The 15,910-nt window shown below is 58.5% G+C and carries 9 protein-coding genes and 1 pseudogene; 2 read left to right on the top strand and 8 right to left on the bottom strand.

What is annotated here, in order from left to right:
* The first annotated feature begins 37 nt into the window (after window positions 1-37).
* The gene (locus LW884_08575; GenBank protein ID MCE3008381.1) at window positions 38-2,998 is read left to right on the top strand and encodes a serine hydrolase; all 2,961 of its coding nucleotides are present in this window, start codon (window positions 38-40) and stop codon (window positions 2,996-2,998) included.
* A 10-nt stretch (window positions 2,999-3,008) separates the two neighbouring features.
* Here LW884_08575 and LW884_08570 read toward each other — a convergent pair whose 3' ends face one another.
* From LW884_08570 to LW884_08535, 8 genes and pseudogenes are all read right to left on the bottom strand, one after another.
* Entirely contained in the window at window positions 3,009-4,403 is a 1,395-nt protein-coding gene (locus LW884_08570) for a Fic family protein (GenBank protein ID MCE3008380.1), read from the bottom strand.
* A gap of 42 nt (window positions 4,404-4,445) precedes the next feature.
* Window positions 4,446-5,342: a 4-hydroxy-tetrahydrodipicolinate synthase gene (gene dapA, locus LW884_08565; protein MCE3008379.1), complete on the bottom strand. Its 897-nt coding sequence runs from the start codon at window positions 5,340-5,342 to the stop codon at window positions 4,446-4,448.
* A 63-nt stretch (window positions 5,343-5,405) separates the two neighbouring features.
* A complete protein-coding gene (locus tag LW884_08560) occupies window positions 5,406-6,467 on the bottom strand; it encodes an aminotransferase class V-fold PLP-dependent enzyme (protein ID MCE3008378.1) in 1,062 nt (353 codons plus the stop codon).
* 175 nt (window positions 6,468-6,642) lie between these two features.
* Window positions 6,643-7,887 (bottom strand): annotated as a pseudogene (serA, locus tag LW884_08555) (phosphoglycerate dehydrogenase).
* A 118-nt stretch (window positions 7,888-8,005) separates the two neighbouring features.
* Window positions 8,006-10,201: a thioredoxin family protein gene (locus LW884_08550; protein MCE3008377.1), complete on the bottom strand. Its 2,196-nt coding sequence runs from the start codon at window positions 10,199-10,201 to the stop codon at window positions 8,006-8,008.
* A gap of 91 nt (window positions 10,202-10,292) precedes the next feature.
* Window positions 10,293-10,946, bottom strand: a complete 654-nt coding sequence (locus tag LW884_08545) for a 3-oxoacid CoA-transferase subunit B (GenBank protein MCE3008376.1) — start codon at window positions 10,944-10,946, stop codon at window positions 10,293-10,295.
* A gap of 176 nt (window positions 10,947-11,122) precedes the next feature.
* Window positions 11,123-12,427: a GEVED domain-containing protein gene (locus LW884_08540; protein MCE3008375.1), complete on the bottom strand. Its 1,305-nt coding sequence runs from the start codon at window positions 12,425-12,427 to the stop codon at window positions 11,123-11,125.
* Between the two features lie 267 nt (window positions 12,428-12,694).
* Entirely contained in the window at window positions 12,695-13,915 is a 1,221-nt protein-coding gene (locus LW884_08535; GenBank protein ID MCE3008374.1) for an NAD(P)/FAD-dependent oxidoreductase, read from the bottom strand.
* Between the two features lie 127 nt (window positions 13,916-14,042).
* On the opposite strand from LW884_08535, the gene aspS reads away from it, so the two are divergent.
* Window positions 14,043-15,839 (top strand): aspartate--tRNA ligase, encoded by a 1,797-nt coding sequence (gene aspS, locus LW884_08530; protein ID MCE3008373.1) that lies wholly within the window; start codon window positions 14,043-14,045, stop codon window positions 15,837-15,839.
* The last annotated feature ends 71 nt before the right edge of the window (window positions 15,840-15,910 follow it).

The following is a 15,910-nucleotide window of genomic DNA, read 5'->3' as shown; positions in this document are numbered from 1 at the left end:
CGCCCGGAGGCAGATTGCCGTATTTTTGGTCGGAATCATGGATGTGCGATTTTTATTTCTTGCTGCCCTGCTCCTGGGCCAGGCGCACGCGCAGTACAATCCCCCTGCGCGGGCCACTCGCCCGCCCGAGACGGTGGAGGAGCTATTCCCCGGCGCCGATGCCGCTTGGGCGCGGCAGCAGCTGGATAGCCTGAGCCTGGAGGAGAAGATTGGCCAGCTGTTTATGGTGGCAGCCTTTACCGATGCGGTGCAGTACAACATACCACAGGTGGAGAAGCTGGTGCGCGAGCAGCGCATTGGTGGCGTTATGTTTATGCAGGGGGGGCCTATGCGCCAGGTGGCGGCGCTAAACCGCCTGCAGCGTAGCAGCAGGCTGCCACTTATGGTGGGTATGGATGCTGAGTGGGGCCTGGGTATGCGGCTGGACAGCACCCTCAGCTTTCCCCGAAACATGACACTGGGTGCCATAGAGAATGACTCGCTGCTCTACCAGTATGGCCGCATAATGGCTGGCCAGTGCAGGGCGCTGGGGGTGCATGTCAGCTTTGCCCCCGTGGTGGACGTGAACTACAGCGCACGCAACCCGGTGATCAACGACCGCTCTTTTGGGCAGGATCGACACCTGGTGGCCCGCAAGGCCCTGATGCTGATGCAGGGTATGCAGGATCATGGTGTTATGGCATCGGCCAAGCACTTCCCCGGCCACGGCGATACCGACAGCGATAGCCACTACACGCTGCCCTTCATCCGGCACAGTCGCCAGCGCCTGGATAGCATAGAGGTCTATCCTTTTAGCCAGCTCATCCACCACGGGGTACAGTCGGTTATGGTAGCCCACTTGTATGTACCCGCCCTGGATAACACCCCAAACCTGCCCACTACCCTAAGCCCCAGGGTGGTAGGCCGCATGCTGCGCGATTCGCTGGGGTTCCGGGGCCTCGTCTTTACCGATGCCATGAATATGGGCGGGGTAGCCCGCTACTACCAGGCAGGCGAGGCCGAGCTGATGGCCCTGAAAGCCGGAAACGATGTGCTGCTGTATCCACGCGATGTGCCCAAGGCTATTGCCTACATCCGCAGGGCTATCCTGGAAGACAGCACCTATACCCAGGCCGAACTGGATGCCCATGTGTACCGGATCCTGCTGGCCAAGGCATGGATGGGCCTGCCGAAAAACCGCTATGCCAGCTACGAGGCGGCACGTGCCGCCATTGCCGACCCGGCAGCCATAGCCCTGCGCGATGAACTGTATGCCCAGGCGGTAAGCCTGGTGAAGAATGACCTGCTGCCCGTGCCCATAGGCAAGCTGAACCGACGCATGGCCTATGTACAGATTGGCTACAACCGAGGCACGCCCTTCTATGAAACGCTGAAAACCTATGCGCCCTTTGACTTCTTCCTGCTAGACCGCTACAGCCGCCGCGCTACCCTGGATAGCGTGCTGCGGGTACTAAAAGACTATGACGTTATCGTAACCGGCCTCTTCGAGATGAGCCGCTATGCCTTCCGCCACTATGGCATTACGCCCACCATCCTTACCTATTGCGACTCTGTATCGGCCTGGGATGCACAGAGCATTCTGGTACACTTCAATAATCCCTATGCGCTGCAGTACCTGCAAGATCATCGTGCTGTGATAGCGGCCTATGAGGAAGCCCCGGCGGCCCAGGTAGCCGCGGCCGAGATTGTGATGGGTAGCCGGCAGCCCACGGGCCTGATGCCGGTGGTGCTGCCCGATAAGTTCTCCATGGGTTTCAGCTATGTAAATGAGGGCGAGCGGTTCCGAACCGCCCGGCCCGATGAGGCGGGTATGGACCCCGCTACCCTGGACAAGATTGAACCCCTGGTGCAAGACCTGATTCGCAAACGGGCGATGCCAGGCTGCGCCATTATGGCCCTGCGGAACAATAACATTGTATACAACCGCGCTTTTGGCTACCACACCTACCAGCGCGAGGTACCGGTAGACAGTTATGCCAGCCTGTTCGACCTGGCCTCGGTAACCAAGGTGGTGGCTACTACCGTGTGTGCCATGAAGCTGTGGGAAGAGAAAAAGCTGACGCTGGACGCACCGGTGCACGCCTACCTGCCAGAGGTAACCGGAGCCGTGGGCGATATTTCCATCCGCGAGCTGCTACAGCACAATAGCGGCCTGGTGGCCTGGATTCCCTTTTACCTACAGACCGTAAAGGATGGCGTGCGCGACCCCGCCGTATACGACACCCTCCCCTTGGCCAGCTACCCTGTGCAGATAGGTACGCAGCTGTGGCTGAACAAAGATTATCCAGACTCCATCTGGCACCAGATCATCCGCCAACCCGTGAACAAGGCCCAGGGCTACAAATACAGCGACCTGAATATGATTATCCTGAAGCGGGTTATGGAGCGTATTACCAACCAGAGCCTGGAGGACTATGCTACGCATACTTTTTACCAGCCGCTGGGCATGAACAATACCCTGTTTAACCCAGCCTGGAAGGGGCGTGCCGCAGACTGCCCCCCTACAGTAGAAGACCGGAAGTATCGCTTCGAGCGGGTGCAGGGCTATGTGAATGACGAGTGCGCCAGCCTGCTAGGTGGCTACAGTGGCCACGCGGGCCTCTTTAGCAACCCCTACGACCTGGCCAAACTGCTGCTTATGCTCCGAAACGGCGGCGAGTATGGCGGCGAACGTTATTTGGAGCCCGGCACTATCCGCTACTTCACCAGCCAGAGTACGCAGCTGCCCAGTAGCCGCCGGGGGCTTGGCTGGGATAAGCCCGATAAGAGACCTGGCTACATTAGCCCTGCCAGCGACTACGCCACGGCCAGTGCCTACGGCCACCTGGGTTTTACGGGCACCTGCGTATGGGTAGACCCCGAGGCAGACCTGATCTACATCTTGCTGGCCAACCGAACCTATCCGGATAGCGAAAACAACACCTTCCTGTATGAGAACGTGCGGGGAAAGGTGGCCGACCTGCTGTACGAGAGCATCCGCAATGCGCGCACACCCTAGGTGGCCGGGGTTAGGGGAGTGGGGTATCAGGGGTATCTAGCCCAGCCAGGTGGCGCACTGCTTCGTACAGGTAGTCGCCCAGTGCGGCGGTGATTCTATCCATTGTTGCCCGATCTACAGCTTCGTGGTACCCGAAGGAGGTAATCGTATTCGGAATACTACGCCCGTGGTTTTCCCAGATGTAGCATCCTACGTCGTAGGTAAGTTGCTTGAATGAAATCCCTACTCCAATGAATAGATCATATGGCCCTTCCGACTTATTGTTGGGGCGGGTAAAGCCTCTCAGATCAAATCCAATTTGAAATTTATCGATCTCACCTCTGTTGGCTGGCACCAGGGCATACACCAGCTCGCCTACTTGCGCGAAGCTTTCCAGTGTCCTTTCTTGGGGGAAGGTAATGAGCCGATACCCTGTTTTCCCAAAAAGCAGGTGGAATTTTTGAACAACGGCTTCGCATCGCTCGGCAAGTGCCAGGAATGCAGGCAGGATCAGCCCCTTATAGTCGGCCTCCGCTTTAGGTAGGGTCAGTTTCTCACGGTCCTGCAGCTGCCTGTCTAGCAGGGCCAGCTTCTTGTCCAGGTCGCCGGGTTCGTCCAGGCTTTCATCGGCTGCCGCCTTGGCTACCAGTTGCTGGGTGGCCAGCACACACTCGGTAAGGAATAGGTAAAAGGGAAGTGGGTCTTGGCCATACAGCTGTGCATCAGCCAGGGTTTTGGTATACGTATCGCGCTGCTCCGCCCGGATAAGGGGGAGCGGATGGCCTGCATAGATCAGGATAAGCGCGCTGAGCAGCCTGGCCATGCGGCCGTTTCCGTCGTAAAAGGGATGGATGCTTACAAAGCGGACATGAAATTCGGCGGCAATGACCACCGGGTGCAGAAGTGGGGCCTTGGCCTTCGCCAGGGGTTGGTACAGCTGGTTGTCTAGCCAATTTATGAGGGTGTTTACCGCCTGGGGTGTTTCGCTGGCAGGTGTAAAGTCCAGGCGCTCGCCTCGGTAGGTGTACAGATAGTTATCCTGTGTTTTCCCCCGGCCTATCTGGTTCGCTTTTTCAGGCGCATCCGGTTCGTGCATTATCCCGCGATGCAGTTCTTTCAGTAGCCGCTCGGTAATCCGAACTTTGCCCTGTCCCGCCCCGAGCACGCTCTGCATGACCTTATCGTGGCCCCGCACTTCCAGCACCTCTTTCAGCGAGCGATGGTGCACGTCCAGTACATCCATCATTACAGAGCGTGTCTCTTCCAGCGTCAGGGTATTTCCCTCCATTCGGTTGGAGTGGTAGTTCATCTCCAGCCGTAGCTTATAGTGCAGCTTCTGGCGCTGTGGGTCCGTCAGGCCGGGTGTAGCAGCTTTTCGTTCGTCCAGTTCAGCCAGTAGCTGCTTTAGTCTATCTTGCAGATACATATTCCGTGGGATACACACCCGAAAGCGGGGTGGGTTTGCCGCTTAGCTTGCCTGCTTCAGGGCCTTTAGCAGTTGCCCTAGCCGGGCCTGCAGGTCGTGGCTGGCAGGCACCAGGGGCAGGCGCGTATAGGGCTGGCAAATGCCCAGCTCGGCCAGCAGGGCCTTGATGCCCGCGGGGTTCCCCTCCTGGAAGATGGCGTGGATGAGTGGTAGCAACTGGTAGTGCAGGGCTCGGGCGGCCTGCACCTCCTGCCTGGCAGCCAGGTGGACCATGCGTCCGGTGAGCTCTGGCAGGGCATTGCCCAGCACCGAGATGAGACCCGTTAGGCCCAGGCAGATGCCGGGCAGGGCCAGCAGGTCGTCTCCGCTAAGCACCGAAAAGTGGGCAGGCTTATGCGCCACCAGCTCCATAGCCTGGGGCAGGCTGCCACTGGCCTCCTTGATGGCGATAATAGTTGGGCAGGTTTCGGCCAATGCCAGCACGGTGCCAGGCTCCAGGTTGCTGGCCGTACGGGGGGGCACATTGTACAGCACAATGGGCCTTTCGGTGGCTGCGGCTATGGCCTGGTAGTGCGCCAGTATGCCTGCCTGGCTGGGCTTGTTATAGGCTGGGCTTACACTCAGGAACCCATCGGGCTGGTAGCGGGCATCCAGGCTTTGTATCTCTTGTACTACGGCAGCGGTGTCGTTTCCCCCGCAGCCTAGCAGCATGGGCTTCCGGCCCGCGTTTACCTCTACTACGATATCCAGCACGTAGTGCTTTTCGGCCTTGGTGAGGGTGCTGCTTTCGCCTGTGGTGCCTAGCGGAACCAGATAGTCCACCCCTCCGTCTATCAGGTGTTCGGTCAGGCGCCTTAGTCCTTCTGTGTCCAGCTGGCCGTCTGCCAGCATAGGGGTCACCATGGCCACACCCAACCCGTCGAATAATCCTTTACCCATCTTGCGATTCAATTTTTTCTCGTCTGGCGCAAAGGTAGGCAGAAATCTGCCTGTGCTGCAGCCCTACAGCCCCTGTAGTAAGCCACAGAGTTCCATGACAGCATCAGCAGGTAGTGCCGGGAAGTTGGCAATCCGGAAGGTTGTTTTGTCCAGCGGCTTGTACCCTCTGCCCAGGGTGAGGCCAGCTGCCTGCGCGGGCTGCAGTACCCCTGCCAGCAGGCGCTCGGGCGGGCAGGCTACGGCGATGACCGTTTGGCTACGATTTTCGGCCCGTGCCACAAATGGCGACAGCCAGCTGTGCTGCTCCAGCAGGCTGTAGTAGGTATGGGCCCGTTCCTGTAGGTGTGCATCCGTCTGCCGGATGGGTGGGATGTCTTGCAGGATGCGGCTTAGCAGGTAAATGGCTAGTACGTTGGGGGTATAGCTCGTCTGCCGATCTTTCCAGTGGCTGTGCAGCCGCTGCAGGCCGTTGTAGGCGGCCCTGTGCCCCAGGCGCTCTATCCGCTGCTGGGCCTGTGGGCTGCACACCAGTACACCCAGGCCTGCTGGCATGCCCAAGCACTTCTGCACGCTGGCAAACCAGGCATCGGCCTCGCGCCAGGGCAGGGCCTGGCCTGCCAGGCTACTGGTAACGTCTACCGCGATCAGCTGATCCTGCAGTACGGCCCGTACTTCTGCTAGCCACTCGGGCCGGATCTGCGTGCCATTGGCGGTTTCGTTCTGGGTGAAGCACACCAGCTCCACCGGGCGCAGGAGTCGCGGCTTCAGGCTGTCAAAGTCTGCGTCGGGGTCGAAGCTGAGTGCCTCTACCCCCGGGCGTATAGCCCGCGCATACTCATACCAGCGCTGGCCAAAGGCGCCGGAATACACATGCAGGGCGTTTTCGCTAATAAGCCCGGCAGTCAAAACCTCCCAGCACTCTGTGGCACTGCTCAGGAAGTACAGGCTATAGGAGTCTGGCAGCTCCAGCTTGCTGCGGAAGCCCTGCAGCACTTCCTCATACAACTGGCTGAAGGCCGGACTGCGGTGGCTCTCGCTCAGCAGGCCCGAGGCTACGGCCTCTTGCAGGTACCATTCTGTCTCCAGCTGAAGCTGAGAGGGGCCAGGGGCAAAGGTGTATTTCATGTTCTGGGAGAGCGAGAGGATGATTTTGGCTTAGAAAGGGCGAACGCTTCCGGCATAATACCCTGCTCGCCAGGATAAATATAGGGTTTCCTTGTTTTCCTTCTCCGGCTGCCGGGGCTGAAGAAACACCCGAGCACAGGGAGGGGACGGGCAAGATGGGCAGGGGGATGCCACCTCAATAGAGGCTGCGGATGCGTATGGTTTCTTTTACGTCCTTCAGGATGTCTACTGCCAGTGGGGTGTTTCCCTGTTCAATGTCGAGTACTACGTAGCCTATGTGCTCGTTCGTCTTTAGGAACTGGCCCACTATGTTGAATCCATGATCGCTCAGGCGCTGGTTGATCTCGCTGAGTACGCCGCTTCTGTTTCGGTGGACGTGCAGGATGCGGTGGGTTCCTTCCATGGCAGGTAGTTGAATTTCGGGCAGGCTTACACTGCCTATTGTGTTGCCCTGATCCAGGAAGTTTATCAATTTCTGCGCTACATCCAGCCCAATGCTTTCCTGTGCCTCCTCTGTGCTGCCCCCTATGTGGGGCGACAGGATGACCTGCCGCAGCCCCTGGAGGGGGTTTTCAAAGCGCGCACTCTTGCTAGCCGGTTCCTGCTCAAATACATCCACTGCGGCACCACTCAGGTGGCCCTTGATCAGTGCATTGGCCAATGCGGCATTGTCCACCACCTTACCCCGGCTATAGTTGATGAGCCTTGCCCCGGGCTTCATCAGGCCCAGGGTATGCTCATTTATCATGTGGCGCGTAGTGGTGGTTTCGGGCACATGCAGGCTTATGATGTCGGCGGTTTTTAGCACCTCCTCCAGGTTTTCGGCCGGTTGTGCATTGCCCATTATCAGGGTAGGCAGGATGTCGTAAAACACTACCTTCATCCCCAGCGCTTCGGCCAATAGGCCCACCTGGCTGCCAATGCGGCCATAGCCAATGATGCCTAGGGTCTTGCCGCGCAGCTCGTGGGCGCCGACATGGGTTTTCAGCCACTGGCCCTCATGGGCGGCCAGGCTTTTCTCTTAGATGCGCCGCATCAGGTGGATGCAGCTGCCCAGCGTAAGCTCGGCTACGGAGCGGGTGCTACTATAGGGGCTGTTGAAGGCAGCAACTCCTTTTTCTTGCAGGGCAGCCAGGTCCATTTGGTCTGTACCGATGCAAAAGGCCCCTACGGTCAAGAGCTTGTTGGCCACCTGTAGCACGTCAGCCGTCAGTTTTGTACGGCTGCGTATGCCCAGCACATGCACCTCGGGCAGCCGTTGCAGCAGCTCGTTGGGGTCTATAGCTTTTGGGATATGCGCTACCTGCGTGTACCCATGCCGTGCAAGCAGGGCCATGGCCTGGGGATGAATGTCTTCCAGAAACAGGATGTTGATCTTTTCTTTCGGAAAGGAAAGCGTGGTATCGGGCTTTTTGTCCATATCCGCCGGGGTAGGGGGGCTCAGTTATATCGGTATGACTATAACGCACATAGCCGTTAGTTTAACGGCTATGTGCAGCACCAAGGTGCGAAAGTGCGTTTTTTTTAGTGGATTTCAGCTATTTTTTCTCCATCTTCTCGTACAGGGCCTTACCCTTCTGCAGCCAGGCCAGGTACGTGTTCTTATCGTTTTCGTAGCCCACGGGGTGCGTAAAGTTCACTATTTTTCCCGCTTTCAGTTCGGGTGCTATCAGGGCGTAGTAGGGCTGCGCCAGTAGTCCATAGTTTTCGATCTGGAACTGCGTCCATTTATCACCTATGGTACGCACGCTTGTTCCGTCCTTGGCCTTGCGGGGCTGGCTTAGTTTTTCCGTATCATCCACGTATAGCGAGATCATCACATAGTCTTCTTGCAGGGCGCGCTTTACCTGCGGGTCTTGCCATACTTTGCTCTCCATCAGGCGGCAGTTGGCACAGGTAAAGCCGGTAAAGTCCAGAAACACCGGCTTCCCTACCTTGCTGGCATAGGCCATGCCTTCCTCAAAGTCGTAGAACATGCAGAAGCCGGCCGGTGCATTGTGTGCATGCTTGTCGCCGCCTATTCGTGGCAGGTCGCACACCTGCTGGTTGGCGCCTGATTGGCCGCCGGTACTACCACCATGGTTGCGGTATTCATCGGCATAATATTCGGATATTTTTACGCCCACTTCGCGGTTTGTTGGGGGCAGAATGCCACTCAGGTTCGCTATGGGTGCGCCCCACAGGCCTGGCACCATGGTGAGGCCAAAGCCGAAGGCAGCCAGGGCAATCAGCAGCCTGGGTACGGGTACTTTCTCCAGCGGCTCATGGTCGTGCGGCAGGCGATACCACCCCATTAGGTAGGCACCCAGGGCACCAGAGAGCACAATCCAGATGGCTATAAAGACCTCGCGATCCAGGATGCCCCAGTGCCACACCTGGTCGGCCTGGCTGAAGAACTTCATGCAGAGCATCAGCTCGATATAGCCCAGTAGCACCTTCACGGTGTTTAGCCAGCCCCCACTGCTGGGTAGGCCGCTTAGCAGCCCGGGGAATATGGCCAGTATACCAAAGGGTACGGCAAAGCCTAGCGCAAAGCCGCCAAGGCCCACCACGGCCTCCTGGGTGCCACCGGCACCACTGCTCAGGGTAGCGAGTACGCCACCCAGTAGCGGGCCTGTGCAGCTGAAACTGGCGATAACAAGCGTCATGGCCATGAAGAAGATGCCAATGGCCCCGCTGTTTTTCATACTGCGCTTGTCGGCCCAGGTGCTCCAGCTGCTGGGTAGCTTGATGTCGAACCAGCCCAGGAAGCTGAGTGCAAACAGCAGGATTACGACGAAGAAAATGAGGTTTACCGTGCCACTGGTGGAGATATCGTAAAAAATGGTGCCACCATACAGGTTTACCAGCAGGATGCCGGGGATCATGAACATTATGATGATGGACAACACATATACCCCCGCGTCTCGCAGGCCCTGCCTTCTGCTTTTGGCATGCTTGGTAAAGTAGCTGACTGTCATGGGCACCAGCGGAAATACACAGGGGGTGATGAGGGCCACCAGCCCAGCTGCCAGACTGGCAAAGAAGATGGCCCAGAGCGAGCCGCCATCAGCAGCTGCGTTCGGATCGGCCTGCTCATCCACCACAATCAGCCCGCTGCGATCGGGGGTGGCTGTGGGCTCGCTGGCCTTCTGTGCCGAGTCGGCCTCGCTGGCTTGGGTTTGGGCTGCATCTGCCGACTCGCCATCGGTATTTTTCTCTGTCGGGCTCACCGGGCTGGGGGCAGCGCCTGTACCGGCGCCCGCAGTTTGCTTGATGTCGATCTCCCTGTTTTTGGGTACGCAGATGCCCTCTTTGCACACCTGGGTTTTGATGCGGCCCTTTATGTGCACCTGCTCGGCCGTAATGCGGAACTGCTGGTAGTAGTGTGCCTGCCCGGTGAAGTACCAGGTATCTACCTCAAACACCTCGTCGTACTCCTTGGTTGGCTGTCCGCTTTCCTGCAGGCTGCCCATCGCACTTACGCCCTTGCTGTCTTCAAAGGGTTCGTATTCAGCAGGCATGGGCCCAAACTCACCTGGCTTGTATCGCTTCACGCTGTATATGTGCCAGGGAGCCTGCAGGCTGGCATAGAAGTGTACCGTTACTACATCGCCCACCTTCCAGCCACTGGTGGGTGTTGTTTCCACCCGCCACTGCACAGGGTCGGGTCCGCCGGATGGGAACTGGGCGCTAGCTGTGTGCACACACAGGCCGACAAGGAGCAGCAACAGGAGGAGCAGGTTTCTTTTCATACAATCGATTTGGAATGAGCGTAGAACGGCATAATCAAATAGATAGTTTCTTTGGAAACTAAAATAACTTCGAGCATGCTCGGATTGGCGGCTACAGGGCCATTTCAGGCACCTGGCCGGGTATCAGGATCGGAGCCCCGGTTTTGGCCACAATCTCCTCTACGCTCACGCCCGGGGCACGTTCTACCAGCCGGAAGCCCTGGTCGGTTACGTCTACTACGGCCAGGTCGGTTACAATCCGCTTTACGCACTTCAGCCCGGTGAGGGGTAGGCTACAGCTGGGCAGCAACTTGGGGCTGCCGCCAGGGCCGGTATGTGTCATGGCTACGATGATGTAGCGGGCTGCCGCCACCAGGTCCATGGCGCCACCCATGCCCTTCACCATCTTCCCGGGTATCTTCCAGTTGGCAATGTCGCCCTGGGCACTCACCTCCATGGCACCTAGGATGGTTAGGTCTATGTGCCCGCCCCGTATCATGGCAAAGCTCTCGGCACTGTCAAAAAAAGCGGCACCGGGCAGATAGGTTACCGTCTGCTTGCCGGCATTAATCAGGTCTGCATCCACCTCTGCTTCAGTGGGGAAGGGGCCTATGCCCAGTAGGCCATTCTCGCTCTGTAGCACCACCCGCAGCTCGGCCGGAATATAGTTAGCCACTAGGGTGGGGATGCCAATACCCAGGTTTACGTACATGCCGTCCTGTACCTCTTGGGCTATGCGCTTTGCAATTCCATGTTTATCTAGCATGCCCAAATATAAAGCTATAAAGCCTCCGTGCACTACATACCCGGCATCCGATATTCTGTTGTGCCCAAAATATGACGCCGCATCCGCCCCCTGGGCTAAAACAGAAAAAGGCCCAGCTGGGATAGCCTGGGCCTTTTGTTTTCTTGCTGACGAGCGAACTATGGGGGGCTTCTAGCCTATTCGGAGGCCAGGAAGGTTACACCCAGGTCAAGTGGAAGCCCACCCTGATCGTAGCATCTGCAGTTGAATCCGGTGTTGGACATGCCCGAAACTAGGCAGAAGCCGGGGGCGGTAGTAGTGGGGTCCAGTATATTTACGTTGTAGTCATGTGTTTCACCCGTGAAGCCTGATTGCCCGGCATCGCTACAGGCATCTGTTAGTGCTGTTACTCCAGGGCGAATGCCCCTTATACGCATACGAGTCAGTCCGCAGTTTGCACTACATGGCGCGGTGATAGAAACATTGGTTAGGTTGGGGACATCAACTCCGCTGTCGTGTACCAATTCTCCAGTATCATCAAAATCTCCGTCCTGATTCCAGTCTACCCAAATATACATGCGAAAGTTGCTACTGCCAGATGTAGCACCGTGGGTTGTGCTGAGCTGAAAAGTTGCACTAGGGTTGATGCTAACAGTACCTCCGGTGATGCTATGGCCAAAATTTGGTGAAAACTGACCGTTGCACCCGGATGAGGCATGGTTGATATTTACAACGCCACCAGTTGTAGAAACACCGTCTATAAATTTGAATTCAGTGTTCAGTGTTACAGGATTGAAAGCTGAGCATCTGTTCCGATAGGTGTCTCCACTCGAGAACGCGCTATGGGGTATGCAGTACATGGTAGTGATGGGGTCTAGCGTAATAGTCGGTGCATCGGTACAGGGGGGGGAGCTACAGCCTCCGCCAGCACCACTGTTCATATAGCCACTTACCACTACGTTGGGTGTAGAGGCAAGTGGGGTATTGAAAGTAATGGTATACTGGCCGGTGCCGGTACGGTTTGCAGTAATAGGGCCGTTTACCACGTTTCCGTTGCCGGCAATGGTACCGCCCAGTATGGCGCCGGGCGGGGTAGTGCTGCCGCCGCCTACAGGGTACCAGGCGCCGTCGTGGTACACAAACTGCGACACCTGGCCGTTGCCGGGCACAGGGTAGGTGGCAAAGGTGCCCGCGTCGTTGTCACGGTTCAGGATGTACAGAATCATGCCCTGTCGCGGGGTGGCGGGACCGGTAAGGGCATTGGCCTGCGCGCCGGCGTTGCTGCCTATCTGCACCATGGAGGTGTTGTCGGGTATGGCGATGGTAGCACCGGGTGCCAGCTCGGTACCATTGTACAGGATGAACTTGCCGTCCACCCGCACACTGCCATTCACGTGCAGGGTCTCCTGGGGGTTGGTGGTGTTAATCCCCACGTTTTGAGCAAAGAGGAGCGATGAGCAGAGCATGATGCACATGCCCACTACAATTCCTGAAAATTTCATTTTAAGCATTTGGTTTTGATTTCACCCGGTTTCCGGCTTTACTTAATAATAACACTAATCCGCAAACGGGTACGCATCCGGCGGTATGTGTCCGGGGCAACTTCGCTTGCGCGTTTTTTCGCGTTTAATTTCAAAAATAGCATAAAAAGCAATGTGGTGCTAGCAAACCGCACGAAGGGCCGTGTTTTTTGTGTGAATTGCACAAAATGGGGTCTGAACGGTAGTCCACAGGGTGCGAGCCGATGCCTGTTCGTGTCTGGTGCACGGTCAAGTTCCGGAGGCCAGGCCGGTGCCAGCCAGCCAGCCAGTAGTCCAGGCGGCCTGAAAGTTGAAGCCCCCCGTAATGCCGTCTATATCCAGCACCTCGCCTGCTAAAAACAAGCCTGGGTGGCGTTTCGCCTCCATCTGTGGGCCTACCTCGCCTAGGGCTATGCCGCCTGCTGTTACAAACTCGTCCTTAAAGGTGGTCTTGCCCGCTGCGGTCAGGCTGTGGCGTAGCAGCAGCTCGGTTAGCCGGTTTCGTTCTCCGGCGGGCAGGCTTGCCCAGGCCGTTTCGTCGGCCAGCCCCGCCGCCTGGCACAGCCAGGCCCACAGGCGCCGGGGTAGCTGTGCAGGCGGGGTATTGCGTATTCGCTTTTTGGGCGCATCGGTCCGTTGCAGTTCTATCCAGCTGCGCAGCCGGGTATCGTCCCAGCCTGGCAGCCAGCACAGGCGTATGCGGTAGCGGTAGTCGGCCTCTTTCAGTGCGCGGGCTGCAAAGGCACTCAGCTTCAGCACCGCAGGCCCACTCAGCCCCCAGTGGGTAATCAGCAGGGGCCCCTCCTGGCTCAGCTTGCCCTGTTCGGGCAGGCTTACTACCGCCGGGGCCGATACGCCCTGTAGCGCACGCATGGGGTGCGGCTGCAGGTTGAAGGTAAAGAGCGAGGGCACCGGCGGCACTACCTCCAGCCCCAGCGCTTGCAGCCAGTCTAGCCCTTTTATCCCTGGGCTGCCGCCGGTGGCTACCAGCACCCGGTAGGCCTCTATACGGGTGCCCACACTGGTTTCCAGCTGCCAGTGGCCCGGCGGCCCAGGGTGCAGGGCCCGCACCTTTACCCCTGTGTGCAGCTGCACACCCAGGCTGTGTGCCTCCTGCAGCAGGCAGTCCACAATCGTCTGGCTACGGTCGGTGGTGGGAAACATGCGCCCGTCGTCCTCTCGCTTCAGGGCCACCCCCCGGTGGGCAAACCAGTCCAGCGTATCCTGCGCACCAAAGGCCTTGAGCGCCTGCTGCATAAATTGTGCTCCCCGGGGGTACAGCTGCCGCAACCCCTGCCGAAAGCGGGCAGGGTCGTGCGTTACGTTGCAGCGGCCCCCACCGGATATACGCACCTTGGCCAGCGGCTCTTTTTGCTCCAGCACCCGCACCTCCCAGCCAGGCTGCAGGGCCTTTAGCCGCAGGGCGGCAAACAGGCCGGCGGCACCGGCCCCGATGATACAGACGCGCATGGCAGAGGTATTGGCCAACCCGAAAGAGAAAGGCGCGAAACATAGGGAAAAATACCCGGACAGTGCCTATTTTTGCCGCTATTACGCTTTTATTCATTCCTTTTCGATACCCTAAAGTATGCAGCCTATGAATGCTACCACCCTGCGCACCCACAGCTGCGGCCAGCTCCGCATGGCCGATGCCGGCCAGCCCGTAGCCCTATGTGGCTGGGTGCAGACTACCCGAGACTTTGGGCAGTTTATCTTCATAGACCTGCGCGACCTGCAGGGCATCACCCAGATAGCGATAGCCCAGGAGCACCAGCCCGAGCTGTACCGGCTGGCCAAAACGCTGGGACGCGAGTATGTGCTGCGGGTAGAGGGCAGCGTGCACGAGCGCGAAAACAAGAACCCCAAGAATCCCACGGGCGATATAGAGATCCGCCCCACACAGCTCAGCCTGTTGAACCGGGCCGAGCTGCCCCCTTTCCTGATACAAGACGACACCGACGGCAGCGAGGAACTGCGCCTGCAGTATCGCTACCTGGACATACGCCGCCCAGCCCTGGCACACAACCTGCGCCTACGCGCCCGGGTAGCGGCTGCCATGCGCCGTTTTCTGGACGCGCGCGGCTTCCTGGAGATAGAGACACCCAACTTCATCCGGGCTACGCCCGAGGGCGCGCGAGACTTCCTGGTGCCCAGCCGCATGCACCCCGGCACCTTCTACGCCCTGCCCCAGAGCCCCCAGATACTGAAACAGCTGCTGATGGTGGCCGGCATGGACCGCTACTACCAGATAACCAAGTGCTACCGCGACGAAGACTTCCGGGGTGACCGGCAGCCCGAGTTTACCCAGCTGGACTGCGAAATGAGCTTTGTGGGTCAGGAGGATATCCTCAGCACCTTCGAAGCCCTGGTGCAGCAGGTATTTCAGGATACAATTGGGGTAGATATACCCGCACTGCCCCGTATTTCCTATGCCGAGTGTATGGAGAAGTACGGCAGCGATAAACCGGATCTGCGCTTTGGTATGGAGCTCATTACGCTGAATGCGCAGGTGGCAGGCACAGACTTTGGTGTGTTCAACAGCGTGCTACAGGGCGGCGGGCTGATAGCGGGTATATGCGCCCCGGGCCTGGGGCACTACAGCCGCAAGCAGACGGATGCCCTGATAGACTATGTGAAGCAAAGCCACCTGGGCCTGAAGGGCCTGGTAAGCCTGCGGGTGGAGGCCGACGGCAGCTGCAAAAGTAGTGCCGACAAGTTTTTCGGCCCCGAGCAGCTGGCAGCCATAGCCCGCCACATGCAGGCCCAGCCCGGAGACCTGGTGCTTATTGGGGCAGACAGTGCCCCGGTGGTGCGCCGTAGCCTGGGGGCACTACGCAAGCACATAGCCGACACCGAGCAGCTGTATGACCCCGATAGCTGGAACATCTTCTATGTTATAGACTTCCCCCTATTCGAGCGGGATGAGCAGAGCGGCCAGCTGGTGGCCATTCATCACCCTTTTGTAATGCCGCACGAGGCAGACTGGGCCGAGTACAAGGCCGGAACACGCCGCCCCGAAGACATACGTGCCCTCTGCTACGATATGGTGATGAACGGCAATGAGGTGATGAGCGGCAGCGTGCGTATCCATCGCGAGGACATCCAGGATGAAGTTTTTGGCCTACTGGGCCTTAGCGAGGCCGAGATACGACAGCAGTTCGGCTTCCTGCTGCGTGCTTTTCGCTACGGGGCTCCCCCCCATGCTGGCTGCGCCTTTGGGCTAGACCGAATCTTGATGCTCATGACCCGCAGCAGCAGCATACGCGATGTAATGGCTTTCCCGAAAAACAGCGCCGGGCGAGACCTGATGCTGGAGGCACCGGCACCCGTGGATGCCCGCCAGCTAAAGGACCTGCACATCCGCCTGGAGCAGGCCGAGGCCCCCACAGCCTAGCGGCCCGCCGGGTGGGCTGTGTAGGGGGCTGGGCCGTGGGCATACAGGGTTTGCTATTCAGCAGCGGCCTG

Source organism: Bacteroidota bacterium (assembly GCA_021300195.1).
GTDB lineage: Bacteria > Bacteroidota > Bacteroidia > J057 > JAJTIE01 > JAJTIE01.
Note: the sequence above shows the minus strand (reverse complement) of the source record. Positions and strands in the feature narration are given on the sequence as shown.